This is a genomic window from Burkholderia sp. AU16741 (assembly GCF_002223345.1).
In the GTDB taxonomy this organism is placed as follows: domain Bacteria; phylum Pseudomonadota; class Gammaproteobacteria; order Burkholderiales; family Burkholderiaceae; genus Burkholderia; species Burkholderia sola.
The window spans coordinates 819,770-839,196 of sequence record NZ_NKEZ01000003.1 but is presented as its reverse complement, the minus strand read 5'-3'; the positions used below and the strand labels follow the sequence as shown (position 1 = coordinate 839,196).

General features: G+C 68.4%; 15 protein-coding genes and 1 pseudogene. 9 read left to right on the top strand and 7 right to left on the bottom strand.

Going from position 1 to position 19,427, the window contains the following annotated elements; translation table 11 throughout:
• Window positions 1–34 precede the first annotated feature (34 nt).
• The 9 genes and pseudogenes from CFB89_RS06395 to CFB89_RS06355 all read left to right on the top strand — a co-directional run bounded on the left by CFB89_RS06395 (window position 35) and on the right by CFB89_RS06355 (window position 12,563).
• Entirely contained in the window at window positions 35–1,597 is a 1,563-nt protein-coding gene (locus CFB89_RS06395) for a glycosyltransferase family 2 protein (RefSeq protein ID WP_089467168.1), read from the top strand.
• 3 nt (window positions 1,598–1,600) lie between these two features.
• Entirely contained in the window at window positions 1,601–2,596 is a 996-nt protein-coding gene (locus tag CFB89_RS06390) for a polymer-forming cytoskeletal protein (protein WP_089467167.1), read from the top strand.
• Window positions 2,597–2,606: 10 nt separating this feature from the next.
• Window positions 2,607–3,620, top strand: a complete 1,014-nt coding sequence (locus CFB89_RS06385) for a YaiO family outer membrane beta-barrel protein (RefSeq protein WP_089467166.1) — start codon at window positions 2,607–2,609, stop codon at window positions 3,618–3,620.
• Window positions 3,621–3,633: 13 nt separating this feature from the next.
• The gene (locus CFB89_RS06380; RefSeq protein WP_089467165.1) at window positions 3,634–4,407 is read left to right on the top strand and encodes a hypothetical protein; all 774 of its coding nucleotides are present in this window, start codon (window positions 3,634–3,636) and stop codon (window positions 4,405–4,407) included.
• A gap of 329 nt (window positions 4,408–4,736) precedes the next feature.
• Window positions 4,737–6,876, top strand: a pseudogene (locus CFB89_RS06375) (hypothetical protein).
• Window positions 6,877–6,968: 92 nt separating this feature from the next.
• The gene (locus CFB89_RS06370) at window positions 6,969–8,057 is read left to right on the top strand and encodes a hypothetical protein (RefSeq protein WP_089467164.1); all 1,089 of its coding nucleotides are present in this window, start codon (window positions 6,969–6,971) and stop codon (window positions 8,055–8,057) included.
• A gap of 49 nt (window positions 8,058–8,106) precedes the next feature.
• Window positions 8,107–9,924 (top strand): glutamine--fructose-6-phosphate transaminase (isomerizing), encoded by a 1,818-nt coding sequence (glmS, locus tag CFB89_RS06365; protein ID WP_089467163.1) that lies wholly within the window; start codon window positions 8,107–8,109, stop codon window positions 9,922–9,924.
• Window positions 9,925–10,193: 269 nt separating this feature from the next.
• Window positions 10,194–11,270 (top strand): glycosyltransferase family 2 protein, encoded by a 1,077-nt coding sequence (locus CFB89_RS06360; protein ID WP_089467162.1) that lies wholly within the window; start codon window positions 10,194–10,196, stop codon window positions 11,268–11,270.
• A gap of 15 nt (window positions 11,271–11,285) precedes the next feature.
• Entirely contained in the window at window positions 11,286–12,563 is a 1,278-nt protein-coding gene (locus CFB89_RS06355; RefSeq protein ID WP_373559857.1) for a glycosyltransferase family 87 protein, read from the top strand.
• Here the strand turns inward: CFB89_RS06355 and CFB89_RS06350 are convergent.
• The 7 genes from CFB89_RS06350 to CFB89_RS06320 are packed head-to-tail and all read right to left on the bottom strand — an operon-like array spanning window position 12,527 to window position 19,413.
• On the bottom strand, window positions 12,527–13,567 hold the full coding sequence (locus CFB89_RS06350) for a TadG family pilus assembly protein (RefSeq protein ID WP_089467161.1): 1,041 nt from the start codon (window positions 13,565–13,567) through the stop codon (window positions 12,527–12,529). The two genes, CFB89_RS06355 and CFB89_RS06350, sit on opposite strands and share 37 nt — an antisense overlap.
• The gene (locus CFB89_RS06345) at window positions 13,560–13,988 is read right to left on the bottom strand and encodes a TadE/TadG family type IV pilus assembly protein (RefSeq protein WP_089467160.1); all 429 of its coding nucleotides are present in this window, start codon (window positions 13,986–13,988) and stop codon (window positions 13,560–13,562) included. The genes CFB89_RS06350 and CFB89_RS06345 overlap by 8 nt, the downstream gene beginning before the upstream one ends.
• Complete coding sequence (locus tag CFB89_RS06340; RefSeq protein WP_089467159.1) at window positions 13,985–14,842, bottom strand: lipopolysaccharide assembly protein LapB; 858 nt, start codon at window positions 14,840–14,842, stop codon at window positions 13,985–13,987. The genes CFB89_RS06345 and CFB89_RS06340 overlap by 4 nt, the downstream gene beginning before the upstream one ends.
• Window positions 14,839–15,780, bottom strand: a complete 942-nt coding sequence (locus CFB89_RS06335) for a type II secretion system F family protein (RefSeq protein ID WP_089467158.1) — start codon at window positions 15,778–15,780, stop codon at window positions 14,839–14,841. The genes CFB89_RS06340 and CFB89_RS06335 overlap by 4 nt, the downstream gene beginning before the upstream one ends.
• Window positions 15,777–16,754, bottom strand: a complete 978-nt coding sequence (locus CFB89_RS06330) for a type II secretion system F family protein (RefSeq protein WP_089467157.1) — start codon at window positions 16,752–16,754, stop codon at window positions 15,777–15,779. Before CFB89_RS06330 ends, CFB89_RS06335 begins: the two co-directional genes overlap by 4 nt.
• Window positions 16,751–18,208: a CpaF family protein gene (locus tag CFB89_RS06325; RefSeq protein WP_373559856.1), complete on the bottom strand. Its 1,458-nt coding sequence runs from the start codon at window positions 18,206–18,208 to the stop codon at window positions 16,751–16,753. The genes CFB89_RS06330 and CFB89_RS06325 overlap by 4 nt, the downstream gene beginning before the upstream one ends.
• Complete coding sequence (locus CFB89_RS06320) at window positions 18,190–19,413, bottom strand: AAA family ATPase (protein ID WP_089467156.1); 1,224 nt, start codon at window positions 19,411–19,413, stop codon at window positions 18,190–18,192. The genes CFB89_RS06325 and CFB89_RS06320 overlap by 19 nt, the downstream gene beginning before the upstream one ends.
• Window positions 19,414–19,427: the final 14 nt, after the last annotated feature.

The window sequence follows — 19,427 nt, the reverse complement described above, 5'->3', positions numbered from 1 at the left end:
CATCGGTCGTCGTTGCGGGCACGGGGATCGGGACATGAAGAAAACGCGGGCGGCGTCACTTTGCGAGCAAGGCATCCTGCTGCTGATCGTGCTTGCCTGCTCGCTGATCGTGCGCGACACCACCTCGCAGGCGATCGCCGAACCGGTCCGGTTCGGTGTGCCCGCCGCAACCGCCGCAACGGTCGCAACCACCGTGATCGCGATGGAGCGCACCGCGCTCGACCGCGTGACGCCCTCGCTCGTCGCGCCGGCCTCGCCCGATACGGACGCGTCGCTCGAGCCGCCGCCCGCCGCCACGCCGGACATCGCGTTCGATCCCGAACTGCTGCTGATACCGTGCGTAGCGTACCTGTGGCTGTTCACGCTGTTGACGTGCGCGTATGCCGCACGGCATTACGTATTCAGCCTCGACCGCCTGTTCAAGCCGCAGCACGCGCCCTACCGGACGATGACCCACGGCGATTGGCCGCGGCTCACGGTCTTCGTCGCCGCCCACAACGAGGAAACCGTCATCGTCGATTGCCTGATGGCGCTGCTGGCGACGACCTACCCGCGCGACCGGCTGACGATCATTCCGGTCAACGACCGCTCGACCGACAATACGCGCGCATTGATCGACGAAGTCCGCGCACTCGCGCCCGAGCTGATCCAGCCGTTTCACCGCGAGACCGGCAAGCCGGGCAAGGCAGCCGCGCTGAAAGATGCGCTGCGCTTCATCCGCGGCGACATCATGGTGGTATTCGACGCCGACTACCTGCCGCGCCCCGGGCTGCTGAAGGAGCTCGTCGCGCCGTTCTTCGACCCGGAAATCGGCGCGGTGATGGGCCGCGTCGTGCCGCAGAACGCCGACAGCAACCTGCTCGCGCGGCTGCTCGATCTCGAGCGCGCGGGCGGCTACCAGGTCAACCAGCAAGCCCGCAACAATCTCAACCTGGTGCCGCAATACGGCGGCACGGTCGGCGGCATCCGCAAGAGCGCGCTCGATGCCGTGGGCGGCTGGCGCGACGACACGCTCGCCGAAGATACCGACATGACCTACCGCCTGCTGTTGAGCGACTGGCGCACGGTCTATCTGAACCACGCCGAATGTTACGAGGAAGTGCCCGAGCGCTGGGCCGTCCGCGCGCGTCAACTGACGCGCTGGGCGAAGGGCCATAACCAGACGATGCTGCGCTATCTGGTTCCGGTGCTGCGCAACCCGCTGATCTCGCGACGCTGCCGGCTCGACGGCGCGCTGCTGCTCGGCGTGTTCACGATGCCCGCGCTGCTCGCGATCGCGTGGAGCGCGGCGCTCGCGCTCTACCTGTTCAACGGCGTCAACTCGACCGCCCTCGGCCTGCTGCTGTCGCTGTTCGCGCTGTTCTCGTTCAGCACCTTCGGCAACTTCGGCGTGTTCTTCGAGATCGTCGTCGCCGCGCGGCTCGACGGCCGCGCGACGCGGCTGCGGCTCGTGCCGGTCAACGTCGTCGGCTTTTGCGTGACGATCGCGGCGGTCGTCTCCGCGCTGTGGGGGCTCGCGCTCGACGCCGCGTTCCGCCGCGAACTGAAATGGGACAAGACCGAGCGTTTTCGCCGGCAGTTGAAACCGGAGCGATGAACGATGACGACCTTCAACGTAATGGTGCCGGTGGCCGGCGTGCTCACCCTGCCGTTCCTGCCGATGCTGCATGAACTGATCCGGCGCAGCGACGTCGCGGCGCTGCCGATCGGCGACGGGCCGTTCGTCGACCAGGCGCTGCTCGCCGCACGCTGGCACGACGCGCTGCGCGCGCACGTGGCCGGCACGCCGCCGGCGGATGCATCCGCCGCGCCGCCGTGGCAAGCGCTCGGGCTGGCCGTCCAGCATGCGGATGCGATCGACGTCGCCCGCGACGCGCATCGCGACGACGTGCTCTACGCCGATCGTTCGATCACGCTCGACGACGGCGCGCGGGCCGCGTACGCGTTCGCCGACCAGCGCATCGACATTCGCGCCGGCGCGACGATCGGCACGCTCGCGCATGCGCCGCTGATCGACGTCGACGACGCGGTGCTGCGCGGCGTCGTGGTCGGCGACACGGTGCGCCTGCGCGGCGCCGGCGGCTTCACGTGCCTGTATGGCGAGCCGCTCGTCTTCGGCGCGGCGCCCGGCCCGCGGCCCGCGGACACACCGGCCGCCCCGCGCCGCGCGATCACGCTCGCTCGCCACTTCGCGTCGCTGCCGCATCGCTTCCTGCACGGCCGTTACCTGCTGCCATGCGACGTTCGCCTGCCCGCGCACACGGTCGTGCAAGGCAACCTGATCGTCGAAGGGACGCTCGTCCTCGGCGAAGGCTGCGTGCTGCGCGGCAGCGTCAAGGCGCATCGCGTCGAACTCGAACGTCACGCGTTGCTGCACGGCGCGGTATTCGCGCGCGACGACGTGCTGCTCGCCCACGCGAGCTGCATCGACGGCGTCGTGTCGGCCGGCGGCCTGCTGCGACTGACGGGCGCGCGCATCGGCGTCGCCGGTCATCCGGTCAGCGCGTGCGCGCGCGACGTATCGATCGTCAATCATGCCTGCGTGCATGGCGATCTCGTCGCGTGGCGCAGCGGCTGGTTCCATACATCCCGTTAAGGAGCGCCTCATGTCCGATCGCCCCAGCCATCGCGGCCCGCACGTGCCGGTTGCCACCCTCGCGATGCTGTGCGGCGTCGCCTTCGGCGCGCCCGCGGCACTGGCGGAGCAGCCGGACGATGCCGCCGCCGCGCCCGCCGTGCAGCCGCCGCCGCCTACGACCGTCATCACGCCACGGATGCGCGACGAATCGATGTTCGTGCGCGTGGACGCCGAAGGCCTGCCGGACGGCGTGCCGCTCGCCGAGTTCACGCCCGAGGATACGAACCGGCCGCCGCTGCCCGATGCAGTCGTCACCCATGTGCAGGCGCCGCAAGAATCGCACACCGAACTGTCGCTCGGCTATTCCAGCGCACATCTGACGCACGGCTACGGCGACTGGTACGGCGTGCACCTGCGCGGCGTCTACCAGGATGGCAACCGCACCGTGCTCGGCGAACTGGCGCAACTGCACCGCTTCGGCGAGAACACGCAGCTCGGCGCGCTGACCTACGTGCAGAACTTCGGCCCCGACTGGTTCGGCGGGATCGGCTTTTCCGGCACCACGTCGGGCACGATCCTGCCGAGTGCGCGCGTCGACGCGTCGATCAACCGCAAGCTATTGCCCGACCGTTCGCTGGTCGTGTCGCTCGGCGCCGGCTACGCGTGGAACCGCAGCGGCCACCGCGACCAGCTCTATCACGCCGGCGTGATCTGGTACGCATTGCCGAAGTGGATTTTCGAGGCGGGCGCGAACTATACGGTCGATTCGCCGGGATCCGTGAAGGCGCCCGCCTACTACGGCGCCGTCACCTACGGCGAGGTCGGCAAGAGCGTGATCGTGCTGCGCGGCGGCGTCGGCCGCGAGGCGTATCAGGTCACCGGCTCAGGCTCGCAGATCGCGGATTTCCGCAGCCACGAGATCACCGCGAAATGGCGCTACTGGGTCACGCGCAAGTGGGGGACGCAACTTGAATTCGCGTACTACCACAACCCGTACTACTCACGAATCGGCGGCGAGTTCAGCGTCTTCTATCGCTGGTAAGCGGGCCGGCGCCATGCACACGCATCCCGTCCGTCCTCCCGTCGACCGTTCGCTGCGCACCCACGCGTACCCGCAGCGCTGGCTGTCGTCGATCGCGCTGGTGACGCCCGTACTGTACGCATCGCTCTGGTTCGGATTGCCGCTGGCGTGGCGCTACTGGCGCGCGGTGATGGCGTGGGGCGCGCGCCAGATCGATCCGGCGCTTCACGTGATCGTGATCGCTTATCCGGCCGACGCACCGCGCGTGCCGCTGCTGTCGATCGACGTCGCGGCCCGCATGCCGGGCGACACGCTGCTGGCCGCCACCGCCGCGCTCTGCATGATCGGCTTCGCCGCATCGTTCATCCGGCGCGCGCGCTGGTTGCCCGTTGCATATCTGTTACGTATCGCGAGCTTCACCCAACTGCTGATCTGCGCGTACTTCTGGCTCGCGCCCGGCACGTTCCCGTACGTCCCGCAACTGCATCTGCGCGACATGTTCGTGCTGCACGGCGCGGCGATCGCACTGATCCCGCTGGTCATGGCCGCGCTGTACTACCCGCTCGATTTCTCGTTGCTGCAAAAAGCCTGCGCGTCGCTGCTGGTGCTCGGCTACTTCGTGTTCGCGCTGCCATTCGTGATGCTGCTGCACGCGACGATCGTCCATCACGGCTCGCTGCTGTTCTTGCCGTTCTGCTATTTCCTGCTCGGCGGGCCGCTGCTGATCGGCCTGCTGGTCACGCTCTATACCTACTGCGCGAGCTGGCCCGGCGCACTGACGCGCGATCGCGATTCCGTCTGCCGATAGCGCGACCGAACGCGCCGTATCAGCGATGAAACGAATCCGCCGGGTTTGCGACCGTGCCGCGCAACCCGCATCGCAAGAAGCCAGCAGGACCGGGCCTCCTGCGCCAATGGCACGTTGTTCGCTTCTTTCAATGCGTCGCATCGAGTCCTCTCACGGGCGAAGGCAGCGCGGCGCACCGGCGCATTGGCGCGGCCGGACCGCCTGACACGCACCGCTCGATACCCGACGAACCGGACAGCCGCACACACCTACGGGGCTGGAATGCTCGACCTGGCGGCACGCGTATCCCGGCTGCCGCCCGCCCCCATTCCTTGAGCGAGGAGCACACCATGTTGGCAAAGTCAGGCAAGTTCTTGCGGATCCTGTTCGCGCTGTTCGCGCTCGCGTTCGCATTCAGTCCGGGCGGCGTTCAGGCGGCCACCAACCAGCTTCTCCTGTTGGTGCCCGATACGCTGACGCTGCCCGATTCGCGCGTATCCGCATGGCTCGACAGTGCCCAGGAGGAAGGGCTGCAGATCAAGGTGATGACCGACAGCCAGTTCATGGCGGCCGGCGCGACGCTATCGCAGTATCCGGGCCTAATCCTTCCCGATCAGGTGCATACGACGGCCTCCGACGCACTCGTGACGGCGATTCAGAACTACACGCTGAACGGCGGCAAGGTGATGCTCGTCTACGATTTCGGCGTGCTGAATTCGGCCGGCTTCTACGTCAGCCCGAAATCGCGCTTCAGCAGCATGGCCGGCGTGGACTACGTCCTGTATGACCAATACGGCGGCAACATGATCGGTCTGGGCAACGTAACCGGCATGAGCAGCTGGCTGCGCACGCTCCAGGTGCCCCCCCGGCAAGTCGATGGCGTGGACCACGACGTCGCCGACCACCACGACCGCGACTGCGCTCGCATCGACGAGCACCTCGGGCACGACGACGAATTCGACATCGGGCACCGCGCAGTTCCTGGCCGCGAGCCCGTCGAACCCCGGCGGCCTTGCCAACTACAACCACGGCGCATGGTTCCAGTACACGACGCCATCCACCGGCAGCGGCGTGCTGAACCAGACGGCCCCGAAGCTGACCGGCACCGTGACCGGCAAGCTGAAGAAGACCACGACGTATACGGCCAATTCGCTGCTGAGCACGTCGACCGGCAAGACGGCCACCGCGCTCGCGTCGACGCTCGCCACCACCACCGACACGCTAGAAGGGATCTCCGGCTACGTGTACGGCTTCCTCACCTATCCGAGCTTCGTCACGCAGGGAACGTACACCGGCACGACGATCCTCACCTCGCCGACCTTCGGGCTGGTGTCCGGCTACAACGCGTACGGCAACGGCGGCGTGCTGTTCGTCAATCTGCCGCTCGCCTACCTCGACGGCCAGACCGACGGCATGCTGATTCACGGCTACCTGCATTATTTCGGCACGCAGATGCTGAACCTGCCGTCGCTGTCGCCGCTGCCGAAGGCGATGGCGGGGCTCGTGTTCAACTGGCACTTCTGCGCGGGCGACCAGATCCAGCCGGCGCTTCAGCTGAAGAATCTCGGCGTGTGGAACAACGGGCCGTTCTCGCTCGTGATCACGGCAGGCCCCGATGAAGCGGCCTTCGGCGACGGTGGCGGCATCAATCTCGCCAACAACCCGACCGCGCAGAATCTGCTCAAGTATTTCGTGAGCAAGGGCCATCGCGTCGGCAGCCACGGCGGCTGGATCCACGACTACTGGGGGGCGAATGCGAGCGAAACGAACGCGAGCACGTTCACGCAGTACCTGGCGATGAACCACCAGGCCGTCCAGGCAGCGACGGGCTTGCCCGATGTCGAGTACGCGGCGCCGGAAGGCAACACGCCGACGTGGTCGGTCAACTGGCTCGAAAGCAACGGCTTCAACGGCTATTACTTCACCGGCCACACCGGCTCGGCGCCGACCCGCGCATACCGCAACGGCGCACTGTTGAACCCGGGCCTGTGGGCTTACCCGGTGATGCCGTTCGGCAAGTACGCGACGTTCGAGGAATTCCAGCAGTACGCGGTGCCGACCGCCGACGTGAACAACTGGTATGCATCGCTGATGAACTTCGTCGTCGCGAACCGCACGAGCCGGCTGATCTATGCCCACCCGCTCGGCGCGTCGTCCTACACGTCGACGCTGTCCGCGATCTTCAACCAGGCCAACATGCTGAAGCTCACGGGGCAGTTCAAGTGGTACACGATGAGCGACATCACGATCTTCGATCGTGCACGCCTGAACGTCACGTGGTCGGCCACCGATACGGGCAGCGGCTGGGCGTTCTCCGCCAGCCACCCGGCCAGCCTCGCGAACATGACGTGGCTGCTGCCGAAGAAAGCCTTCGGGCTGCCGTTGATCACGCAAGGCTTCGGCAGCGTCGTCATCACCGACTCGACGTACTGGCTCGTGACCGCGAACAGCGGCACCAGCCTCAAGTTCACCAGCGCCAAGGTGCACTGAGCCGCGACATCGACCCACCCGCCGGCGCGCGCCGCGGCCAACGCCGCGCCCGGCGGAATTTGCGCAGGACCACCGCGCAGGAGCCCCCCATCATGAACCGGCCCGCGCTTTTCCCGGCTGCCCGCGCACGCGCGGCGGCCATCGCCCGGCTATGCCGCTCGTGGTGCATCGCCTGCTGTGTCGCCGCCTGCGGCGTCGCACCGCACGCGAGCGCCGCCGAACTCCAGCTCAGCGGACGCTACCAACGCCCCGACGGCGCGATCACCGTGCGTCTGAACGGCGCCGGCATCGATCCCTATTTCGCGGCGAAGGCCCTGCTCGGCGCCGCCGACGCGGGGCTCGACGCCCGTCAGGCCGCGCTCGCATGGATCGCATGGTTGCTGCCGCGCCAGCGTCCGGACGGCGGCTTCGATCGCTACTGCATCAAGAGCGGCCAGTACAGCGCCTGCGCGGAAGCCGACGCCGACGACGCGATGATGGCGACCTGGATCGAACTGCTCGCCCGCTTCGCGCCGCCCGACGGCCTGCCCGCCGCATGGGAACTCAGCCTGAATCGCGCCGGTGCGCATCTGGACACGCTGCTCGGCAAGCCCGCAGGCGTGTATCAGATCTCGTCGACGCTGCACGTCGCGCTGCTGATGGACAACGTCGAGGTACACAGCGCGTTCCAGGCGCTCGCCGCGTATTACGTGCGGCGTGGCGACTACACGCGCGCCGGCCCGTGGAGCCAGCGCGCCGACCGGCTCGCGTCCGCGATCCTGAAGGTGTTCTGGCGCGGCACGCAGTCCGGCTTTCGCGCGAGCACGCAGCGCATCAGCGACACGACCTTCTATCCGGCGAAAGTGGCGCAGATCTTTCCGCTCCTGTCGGGCATTCAGGTTCCGCAGCAATCGAACGATGCGATCTACGCGCAGTGGATGCATAAGTACGGCAAGACCTGGCTGCAACTCGCCAGCTCCGATTATCCGTGGGGCTTGATCGCACTGGTCGCACTCAAGATGAACGACAGGAACACGGTCGCGTGCTGGCATGCGCTATCGGGCCCGTACCGGCACGGCGCACACTGGAACGTTCTGGAGGAAGCGCTTTACCTGGCATTCGAAAGCCGGATGGCCGACCCGGTCGCGCCCGCGAAATGCGGCTTCACGACGGCGGCGACAACGGAGACCGCGTCACGCTGATCCACGCGTGCGCACGGTCCGGGGGAATCTACAGGGAAGGAGACGTGTCATGTGTGGCATCGTCGGCGCGGTCGCGCAACGGGACATCGTCCCGATTCTGATTGAAGGTTTGCGCCGCCTTGAATATCGCGGCTACGATTCATGCGGCGTGGCGACGGTCGTCGACGGCCAGGCACGCCGCGAGCGCAGCATGTCGCGCGTCGCCGATCTCGACGCCCACGTGCGCAGTGCCGGCCTGGCCGGCAGCACCGGCATCGCGCACACGCGCTGGGCCACCCACGGCGCGCCGGCGACCTGCAACGCCCATCCGATCTTCTCGCGCGACGAAATCGCGCTCGTGCACAACGGCATCATCGAGAATCACGAAACGTTGCGCAAGCAACTATCCGGCGAACACTACGAATTCGACGGCCAGACCGACACCGAGGTGGTCGCGCACCTGATCCACAGCAAGTATCGCGGCGACCTGCTCGCCGCCGTACGCGACGCGACCTCGCAACTGCGCGGCGCCTATGCGATCGCGGTGTTCAGCAAGCACGAGCCGCAGCGGCTGATCGGCGCGCGGGCCGGCTCGCCGCTCGTCGTCGGCGTGAAGGACGGCGAATGCTTTCTCGCGTCCGACGCGCTCGCGCTCGCCGGCATCACCGACCGCTTCATCTTTCTCGAGGAAGGCGACATCGTCGAACTGACGCCGGGCGGCGTGCGCGTGCTCGATCGCACCGGCACGCCGATCGAACGCGCGATCCAGACCGTTCCGTCCGTGCAAGGCGTGGTCGAGCTCGGGCCGTACCGGCATTTCATGCAGAAGGAAATTTTCGAGCAGCCGCAGGCCGTGGCCGCGACGATACCCGATGCCGGACTGTTCGATCCGGCCGTATTCGGTCCCGACGCCGCGCGCGCATTCGAGCAGATCGACAACGTGCTGATCCTCGCATGCGGCACGAGCCACTACGCCGGCCTGACTGCACGCCGCTGGCTCGAGACGATCGCGCGCCTTCCCGCGCAGGTCGAGATCGCGAGCGAATACCGCTACAGCGACGCGCTCGCGATGCCCAACACGCTGGTGGTCAGCGTGTCGCAATCCGGCGAGACCGCCGACACGCTCGCCGCGCTCAAGTATGCGCAGGCGCTCGGCCATATCGACACGCTGGCGATCTGCAACGTGCCGACCAGCGCGATGATGCGCCAGACCGGCCTGCGCTTCCTGACGCGGGCCGGCCCGGAAATCGGCGTCGCGTCGACCAAGGCGTTCACGACGCAGCTCGTCGCGCTGTTCATTCTCGCCGTCACGCTCGGGCGGCTGCGCGGCTACGTCGACGATGCGCAACTCGCGCGCTATACGACGCAGTTGCGGCGCCTGCCGGGCGCGCTCGACGACGTGCTGGGGCTGGAGCCGCAGATCGCGCGCTGGGCGGCGGAATTCTCGCAGCATGAAAACGCGCTGTTTCTCGGGCGCGGGCTGCACTACCCGATCGCGCTCGAAGGCGCGTTGAAGCTGAAGGAGATTTCGTATATCCACGCGGAAGCGTATCCGGCCGGCGAGCTGAAACACGGGCCGCTGGCGCTCGTCACGCATACGATGCCCGTTGCGACGATCGCGCCGAACGATGCGCTGCTGGAAAAGCTCAAGTCGAACATGCAGGAAGTGCACGCACGCGGCGGCCAGCTTTATGTGTTCGCGGATGCCGATACGCGGATCGACAACGGCGAAGGCGTGTCGGTGCTGCGCATGCCGGACTACTACGGGTTGTTGTCGCCGATTCTGCACGTCGTGCCGTTGCAGTTGCTCGCCTATCACGCGGCGTGCCTGCGGGGCGCGGATATCGACAAGCCGAGGAACCTGGCGAAATCGGTGACGGTGGAGTGACGAGTGGTGCCGTGACGCACGCGGGCCCTTGAAGGTCGCCGACCGAGCGACCGGGCCCGCGCTGCGCGCTGCACGCTGCACGCCGCGTTCTCGATTCGTGCCTTGTCGAATCCCGAATACTTCGTACAATATTGAGAACCCATGTCGTCCAGTCCACGGTGAAAAGGCCGGCCGGGCCGCCTTCGCCCCGAATCGGGTCGCCCCGTTCGGCAAACGACAACGCAAACCTACCGCGCAACGCAGGCCGAATCTCTCCGGGGGGCCGCCACGTGTCGACGCAAGCCAGGAAGCCGCTGATATCGCTCGTCGTGCCTTTTCACGACGAAGAAGAAACGATCGACGCATTTTTTGCCGAAACGCTGCCCGTTCTCGAATCGGTCGCGTCGGCGCGCTTCGAGATCGTCTGCGTCAACGACGGCAGCCGCGACGGCACGCTGGACCGGCTGCTCGCGGTCGCCGCCGGCGACCCGCGCATGCACGTCGTGGATCTCACACGCCGCTTCGGCAAGGAAGCGGCGCTCACCGCGGGCCTCGACGAAGCGGCCGGCGCGGCCGTGATCCTGATCGACGCCGACCTGCAGGACCCGCCCGCGCTGATTCCCGCGATGCTCGAACGCTGGCGCGCAGGCGCCGAGGTCGTCGCCGCGAAGCGCACCGACCGCCTGTGCGACCCGCTGATGCAGCGCGTGGCCGCCGCGCTCTACTACCGCGTGCACAACCGGCTCTCCGAAGTCGAGATGCCGGAGAACGTCGGCGATTTCCGGCTGATGGACCGCGAGGTCGTCGACGCGCTGCGTGCGTTGCCGGAACGGCGGCGCTTCATGAAAGGGCTGTTCGCGTGGGTCGGCTACCGTACCGAGATCGTCGAATACACGCGCGCGGCGCGTAGCGGCGGCCGCTCGAAATTCTCCGGATGGCGGCGCTGGAATTTCGCGCTGGAAGGCATCACGAGCTTCAGCACGGTGCCGCTGCGCGTGTGGACCTATATCGGCCTCACGTTCGCGATGCTGTCGCTCGCGTATGGCGCGTTCATCGTCGTGCGCACGCTGCTGTACGGCAATCCGGTGCACGGCTACCCGTCGCTAATTTCCGTCGTGCTGTTCGTCGGCGGCATCCAGCTGATCGGCATCGGCGTGATCGGCGAATACCTCGGCCGGATCTATCACGAATCGAAGCAACGCCCCGTCTATCTCGTGAGGCGGCACTACCGAGCCGAGCGCGATGCGGCCGCTCGACCGGCATCGAAGCTGCTGCCGTTTCCGCTCAAGCGCGCGCACGCGGCGCGGCGCCGGGCCGCGACGCCGGCGGCCGTGGGCATCGCCGCCCGCAAGACGTCGTTCAAGTAGCACCGGGCGCGTCAATTGGACATCCTCCGGCAATCGACACGCCCGACCGAGCGGCCGGCCGTCGCGTGGCTCACGCCGCGACGCGTCGTCCTGTACAGCGCGATGGTGCTGATGTCGTACGCGGTGTTCATTGCGATCTGGACCGCGGTCGCGCGTCACGCGTCCGCCACCGGCGGCGTGATGCCGCGCCCGGGCGCCGATTTCTCGGTGTTCTGGTCCGCGTCGTACGTCATGCTGCACGGCGCGCCATCGCAGGCATACGATTTCTCCGCATTCTCGCGGCTGATGACCGCGCTGTTCCCGCACCTGCCCCACGACGTCTTTGCGCCGTGGCTGTACCCGCCCACCTATCTGCTGCTCGTGACGCCACTGGCGCTGCTGCCGTTCGCGCTCGGTTATCCGCTGTTCGTCGCGTTCGGCGTGTTGATGCTCGGCCTCGCCGCGTGGCGCGTATCCGGCCTCCGCGCGATTCCCGGCGCGGCGCACGCCGTCGCATTCGCGCTGATCGCCGCGCCGTGCGTGTTCGTCACCGCGACGCTCGGGCAGAACGCGTTCCTGACCGCATCGTGTGCGGCGCTCGCCGTGTATTGGGCCGACCGGCGGCCGCTGTGGGCCGGCCTCTGCATCGCGCTGCTGTCGGTCAAGCCGCAGATGGCGCTGTTGTTTCCGTTTGTGCTGGTCGCCGTGCGCGCCTGGCGCACGATCATGTGGGCCGCGCTCGCGACGGGCGCATTCGTCGCGTCCAGCGTGCTCGTCTGCGGCGTCGCGTCGCTGCGCCTGTTCGTCGCGAGCGCCGGCCTCGTCCGTTCGATCATCCTGGAGCATGGCGTCGTGTTCTGGCTCGCGTCGCCGACGCCGTTCGCGGCGTTCCGCCTCGCGGGCGTGCCGCTCGGCGCCGCGTATGCCGCCCATGCCGGCATCGCCGCGATCGCGATCGCCGCCGCGTGCATCGTCTGGACGCAATCGCGCGACACCCGCGTTCGCGCGGCCGTCCTCGCGGTCGCGACGCTCGTGGCGAACCCGTACGTGTGGCACTACGAACTCGCGTGGCTCGCGATCGCGATCGCCTGCATGCTGTCGATCGGCTGGCGCGACGGCTGGCTGCGCGGCGAACAGGCCGCGATCGCGCTGATGTGGGCACTGCCGATCGCCGACTACCTGAACCCGTGGCTGCAACTGCCGCAAGTCGGCCCGGCCGTGACGCTCTTCGCACTGCTGATGCTGCTGCGCCGCGCGCGGCACGACGCGCTTACCGCTTACAACGCGAGCCGCGGCGGTACGTACACGCCGTAATACGGCCCGACGCCCGTCGCGACGCCGGTCATCTTCACACCGGCGACGAAGTGCCCCTGGATGTACTTGTAGGTGCCGCCCAGCGACACGTCGATGCGGAATGCGGCGAACGCGACGATCGGCACGTAGGTGCTGCTCGACGTCTGCGTGACGACCGGCAGCACGACCGTCGTGCCGACCGGCACCGACGTATAGAGCGTCGCCTTCACGCCGGTCGCAAGATAGATGCTGTCGCCGATATTGAGCGTGGTCGGGTTGCCGGTCACCATCAGGCCGCTCATCGTCGTCGTGTCGGTCGCGGTCGACTGGAACGACGTCCACTGGCCGCCCATGCACAGCGTGCCGTACGTCTGCCCGTTCGTGATCGAAAACTCGTACGGCAAACCCGTCAGCGGATTGATCAGCGGCTGGTTGGTCGCCGCGTTCCAGTACTGGTTGTACACGCACTGGTCGATCGCGATCGGAAAGAGCCCGCCTGCCGCGACACCGCCCGGCGCGGCGAGCACCGCGATCGCGGTCGCGCCGCCGGATGCGCCGGGGATGCCCAGCAGCCCGCCGAGCAGCAACGGAATCGAGCCGCCGTTGACGCCCGGCGCGCGCGATACGGTCACCTGCACGGCCGGCACGTCGTAGGGGCCAGGCGTGATCGTGGTCGGCTGCATCGACGCCGGTGTGCGCGTCACGTTCCAGTAGCCGGCCGTCACCGTGCCGGTCGCCAGCGGCGCGCCCGCCGCCGAATTCCGCGCGATCACGCCGTTCGCCGCCGGCGCGGCCTGCGACCAGTTCAGCGCCCCGCCGGTCGGCGACATCATCGCATCGGCCGCGGCGAGCGCGGCCGCGTCCGCGGCATTCTGCAACTGATTGCGCACCGTGGCGATCCACGCGATGTCGATCGCGAGCGCGCCGAACGACAGCAGCGGAATCAGGAACATCAGGAAGAACAGCGCGACGGAGCCGCGCTCGCGCGCCGCGCCGCCGGACGGCTTGTCGGCCGCGTCATTCATACAGCATCACCGAGCTGGCGGTGAGCGTCACCGGGCCGGTCAGCGCGCTGAATGCCGAACCGAGCACCATCCCGGCATACGTGTAGGTCACCGTGACCGTCAGCGCGGTGCCCGCCGTCGTGCCGTTCGCCTGCGTCACGGTCACGGTCGGCGTCGTCGGCGTGCCGCCGGTGATCAGGCTGTTCTGCGTATAGCTCAGCGCGACGTTCGCGATCTGCGTCGGGGTCAGCATCGGCACGCGCAGCACGACGCCGGCCCGCGCGGCTTCGCGGCTCGCGTTCGTGATCACGGCCTTGTCGCACAGCAGCAGGCTCACGTCGATGATGCCGATCAGCACCATCAGCAGGAACGGCAGCATCAAGACGAACTCGAGGGATACGACGCCGCGCGCGTGGCGGCCGCGCATCGCCGCGCGTGTCATTTTGCGGCCCCCGCGGCAGGTGGCATCGTATGCGGCTCGAGCGCGGCGCCCTTCAACGGCCGCGCCGCATCGGCCGCCGGGCGCGCCGCGAGCTGCGCACGCACCGCCTGGTACACGCGCAGATTGTCGGCCACCGCCGACGCCGGCAGATCCGCGGACAGCAGCTTCTTCGCCGAATCGGTGTTGCCGAGCACGCCATACGCGAACGCGAGGTTCTGGCGCGCCTGCCACGGCGCATCGGGCAGCCCGGCCACGTCGAGCAGCACGTTCACGCCCTCGCGCGGACGATTGCTCAGCACGAGCGACAGCCCGAGGTCGACACGCAGCCCCTGCGCGTCCGGATGGGCGCGCAGCGCGTCCCGGTACACGGCCTGCGCGTCCTCGTGGCGGCCCTGTAAGTCGAGCACCGTGCCGAGCCCTTCCGCCGCGAGCGGAAGGTTCGGTTGGGCGGCGAGCAAGGCGCGATAGCGTCCGGCGGCCTCGTCGAGCCGCCGCTGCCGCAACGCGACGCGTGCGAGCCCGACCTGCGGCCCGAGTTCCGCGGGCGCCTGCTGCCGCGCCTGCTCGTAGAGCACGCGAGCGCGCTCCAGATCGCCGGCGCGGTAGTTGACGTCGGCGAGCCCTAGTTGCGCCGCGAGCGAGTCGGGATGCCGGGCAAGCACCTTCCCGTACAGCGTCGACGCGAGATCGACGTTGCCGCCGGCCAGCGCGCTGTCGGCAATGCGCAATTCGGCCTGCGGGTCGTCGCTCTTGTGCGACAGCGCCGGCCGTGTCTGGATGCCCGGCGCGCAGCCACCGGCCAGCAGCGGCAACACGGCCGCGAAAGCGAACGCGCATGGGACGAAGCCTTTCATTTGAACACCTCGAGCAGGCGGATGGCCGCCGGGCCTGCCGCGATCAGGCCGACCGTCGGCAGGATGAACAGCATCATCGGCAGCGTGATCTTCGGCGCGAGCTTCGCGGCCTGTTCCTCGAGCGCGACGATCTGCTCGGTGCGCTCGCTACGCGACAGGGTGCGCAGCGCCTGCGTGATCGGCGTGCCGAATCGCTGCGATTGCGTGAGCGTCGTGGCGAGCGAGCGGGCCGACGGGAAATCGACGCGGAGCGCGAAATGCGCGAGCGCTTCGGACACGTTGCCGCTCAGCGTCAGCTCGTCCGCGCAGACCGTCAGCTCGTCGGCGAGCGGCGGGCAGATGCGCGCGAGTTCACGTGCGACGCGCCGCACGCCCGACACGAGGCTGTTGCCGGCCATCGTGCAGATCACGAGCAGGTCGAGCGCATCCGGAAAGCATGCGGCGATGATGCGGCGGCGGCGCCGGATCATCGCGCCGAGCACGTATTCCGGCACGATCACGCCGATCACGAACGCGGCGATCATCGCCACCGCGCGGATCACGAAGTATTCGCCGAAGCGCGGAATATACGGGCTGAACACGATCGCGACGCCGGCGAACAGCACGCCGCAACTGAGCTTGATGCCGATCATCGACGACACCGCACGCCGTTCGCGAAAGCCCGCGCGCGTCAGCTGCAGCCCGAGCTTCGCGCGCTGCATCGGATCGAGCACGGGCAGCCGCTCGCCGAGCTGCGCGAGCCGTCGCGTCAGGTCCTGACGCACGTCGCCCGGCAGACGCCCGCCTGCCACCGACGGCGGCCGCTGTCCGGCGGCCTGCTGCACGCGCACGGCGATCCGCCGGCGCGTGCCGCCGCCCGGCGTCGCGAGCGCCGCCGCGACGCACGCGATCAGCAGCAGCAGTTCGAGGCCGTGGGCGGCCAGCATCGACATCGTCATCGCGCGGTATCCAGTTTCGAAATCTTGTGAATCGTCATCAGGCCGATCGTCAGCAGCACCACCGCGATCGTCAGCATCACGCGCCCGGCATGCGTGTCGAACAGCAGCATCACGTACGCGCGGTTCACGAGGAACAGCGCGCCGACCATCACGAACGGCACCGCCGAGATGATCTTCGTCGTGATCCGCCCTTCGGCCGTCAGCGCGCGCGTCTTCAGGCGGATGTCGCGACGCGTGCGGATGATGCTCGACAGCTCGTCGAGCGTCTCGCCGAGGCTGCCGCCTGTCTCGCGCTGCAGCAGCAGGTAGACGGTGAAGAACGAGAAGTCCGCGATCATCAGCCGGTCCGCCGCGTGCGTCAGCACGTCCTTCAGATCCGCACCGACGCGCAGGCTGTCGCCCATCGTGCGGAAGGTCGAGCGCACCGGCTCGGCCGCGCTGTCGCCGACCGTGCTGATCGCCTGCGTGACCGGAATGCCCGCGCGCACCGCCCGCACGATCAGGTCGATCGCATCGGGGAACGCCTCCAGAAAGCGCAGCCGGAAACGCTCGACCAGCATGCGGTAGCTCGCGCGCATCGCGATCAGCGGCAATCCGGCGTAAATCGCCGGATGCACGACGCTCGGCAGCGCGACGAGCTTCACCGCGACGATCCCGGCGATCGCGCCGGCGATCGTGCTCGCGATGACGATCCGCAGCCCGCGCTCGCCGCCGACCGCCCGCACCCGCGTCACGTAGCGCTGCACCCATGCGCGCATGCGGGTTTGCCGGCGCGGCAGGTTGAACAGCGCGACACCGGACCCGGCGGCCTCGCCGGCGTCCCGGCCCGCGAGCGCGGGCGCCAGGCGCTGCAGCCGCGCGCGAATGCGCCGCTCCGGCGTATGGCGCGCACGCTCGAGCAACGCGGACAGCCCGAGACCCACCGCGAGGATCGCGACGAACGCGCCGAGCGTGAACAGGTCGGCGGCCCTCATTGCCGGAATGCCTCGGAAAGCGCGTCCTCGACGCCGTAGTACGCGGCCCGCGGCGCGAACGCGGGCCGCAGCGACGACGCCTCGAACACACCCCTCACCGCGTCGCGCGTCGTATCGCCTTCCTGGCGGAACGCGAACAGATCCTGCGTGATGACCACCTCGCCTTCCATCCCGACGATCTCGGTGATCCGCGTCACGCGGCGCACGCCGTCGCGCATCCGCTCGATCTGCACGAACAGGTGCACGGCGCTCGCGATCTGACGCCGGATCGACAACAGCTGCAGGTTCGCATTCGCCATCATGACCATGCTTTCGAGCCGGCTGATCGCGTCGCGCGGCGAGTTCGCGTGGATCGTCGTCATCGAGCCGTCGTGGCCCGTGTTCATCGCCTGCAGCACGTCGAACGCCTCCGCGCCGCGGATTTCGCCGAGGATGATGCGGTCCGGCCGCATCCGCAGCGCGTTGCGCACGAGATCGCGCTGCGAGATGCCGCCGAGCCCTTCGGTATTGTCCGGGCGCGTTTCGAGGCTCACCACGTGCGGCTGCAGCAGTTGCAGCTCGGCCGCGTCCTCGATCGTCACGATTCGCTCGTGCTCCTCGATGTGCTGCGACAGCGCGTTGAGCAGCGTCGTCTTGCCCGACCCGGTGCCGCCCGAGATCACGATGTTCAGCCGGCATGCGCACGCGATCTTCAGGACCTGCAGCATCGCGTGCGAGATGTTGCCCTGATGCGCCATCCGCGCGAGCGTGATGTCGCGCTTCGCGAACTTGCGGATCGAGATCGACGCGCCGCGCATCGCGATCGGCGGCAGCACCACGTTCACGCGGCTGCCGTCGGCGAGCCGCGCATCGACCATCGGGCTGCTCTCGTCGACGCGGCGTCCGACCGCCGCCGCGATCCGCTGCGCGACGCTCGTCACGTGCGCGTTGTCGCGAAACTTCAGCGACGTGAGCTCGAGCCGGCCCGCGCGCTCGACGTACACCTGGTCGGGGCCGTTGACGAGGATGTCGGACACGGTGTCGTCGGCGAGCAGCGGCTCGATCGGCCCAACGCCGAACATGTCGTTCAGGATCGCGTCGACGATCAGCACCTGCTCGCCCGCGGTGATCTTCAGGCGCTCGCGCTCGACCGTATGCGCGGCCACCTGTTCGATGCCGGCGCACACTTCGTCGCGCGTCTTCATCAGCGCGGCCGACATGTTCATCGACGCGAACACCGCGGTGCGGATCGCATCGAACTTGCCGGAACGAATCAGCGCCTCCTGCGTATCGGCCGTCGCAGCCGCGCGCGCGGCTGCGGCCGAAGGTGCGGACGTGGACAGGGACGCCGGCACCGGGCTCGCGGCCGGCGCCGGCGCGGGCGCCTCGTCGCGCGGCGCGGCACGGGACCCCGCCGGCACGGGGTCCGGCGTCGGCTGCTTGCGGGTACCGAACGTCACGATCCCTTCCTCCATTTGACGAAGCGCGCATACCACGGCTCGGCGACGGCCATCGATTCGCCGGTGATGCCGTTCGCGAGCAGCCGGATCTCGTCCAGGAAACCGCGGCGTTTCGAGCCTTCGATCGGCTCGCCGAGGTTCTCCGCGATCGCGAGCGACTGCGCGTCGTGCGGCAGCTCGCGCAACCGCACGCCGCCGAACGCGTCCTCGAAATCGGTCGGCGCAACGCGCCCCTTGACCGGCTCGAGCGGATTGTTCAGCACCATCGACAGCATTCGTTCGCCCGGCATTTCCTTCACGAAGCGCGCCAGCCGCGCGGTTTCGTACGCGGCGTGCACCGACCGGTCGGCGACGATATAGACGAGATCGGATGCCGTCAGCGCATCCTCGAACAGCTTGCCGGCGCGAACGCCCACGTCGAACAGCACGTAATGGAAGCGGTCCTTCAGCATGTCGACGAGCTGCGCGATCGCATCGTCGCGCAGCAGCGCGTCCTCGCCGTACGCGAGTTCGGCCGACAGCATGTGCAGGCGGTCGCCCTTCGTGACGAACATGCGGTCGAACAGCGCGTCGTCGGGGCGCCGTTCCATGTTCAGCAACTCGATCAGCCCGTTGTTGCTCGACAGCCCGAGCATCGAGTTCGCGCCGCCGCCGTGCAGGTTCAGGTCGACGTAGGCGACGCGCCGCCGCTTCTCGCCCGCCAGGCAGCGCGCGAGGCTGACCGCGATCGTCGTCGTGCCGACGCCGCCGCGCGCGCCGACGAAGCTCACGATCTTGCCGGTGCGCCCCTGCACGACCGACTCCGTCATGGTCAGCGCGCGCCGCATCAGCTCGACGGTCAGCGGCTTCACGATGTAGTCCTGCACGCCGATGCCCAGCAGGTTGCGGAACAGCCCGACGTCGTTCTGCGTGCCGATCGCGACGACCCGCACCGACGGATCGCATACGTCCGCGAGCCGCATCAGGTCGGACACCGGCAGCACCGAATCCGACACGTCGACGATCAGCTGGCGCGGCGAGCGCTCGTGCTGCTGCAGCAGCCGGATCGCGTCGTCGCAGTTGCCCGGCTGCACGTGGGCGCGCGTGATCGACAGGTCCTGCGCGACGCGGCGGATCACATCCTCGCTGCCGGCATCGGACACGACCGCGATGAGGTCCGCCGCTCCGGCGGAGGCGGCGTGCTTGGCGTTCTGGCGGTCGAGGACGTTCATGGGCGGCATCGCGATCGCATCGG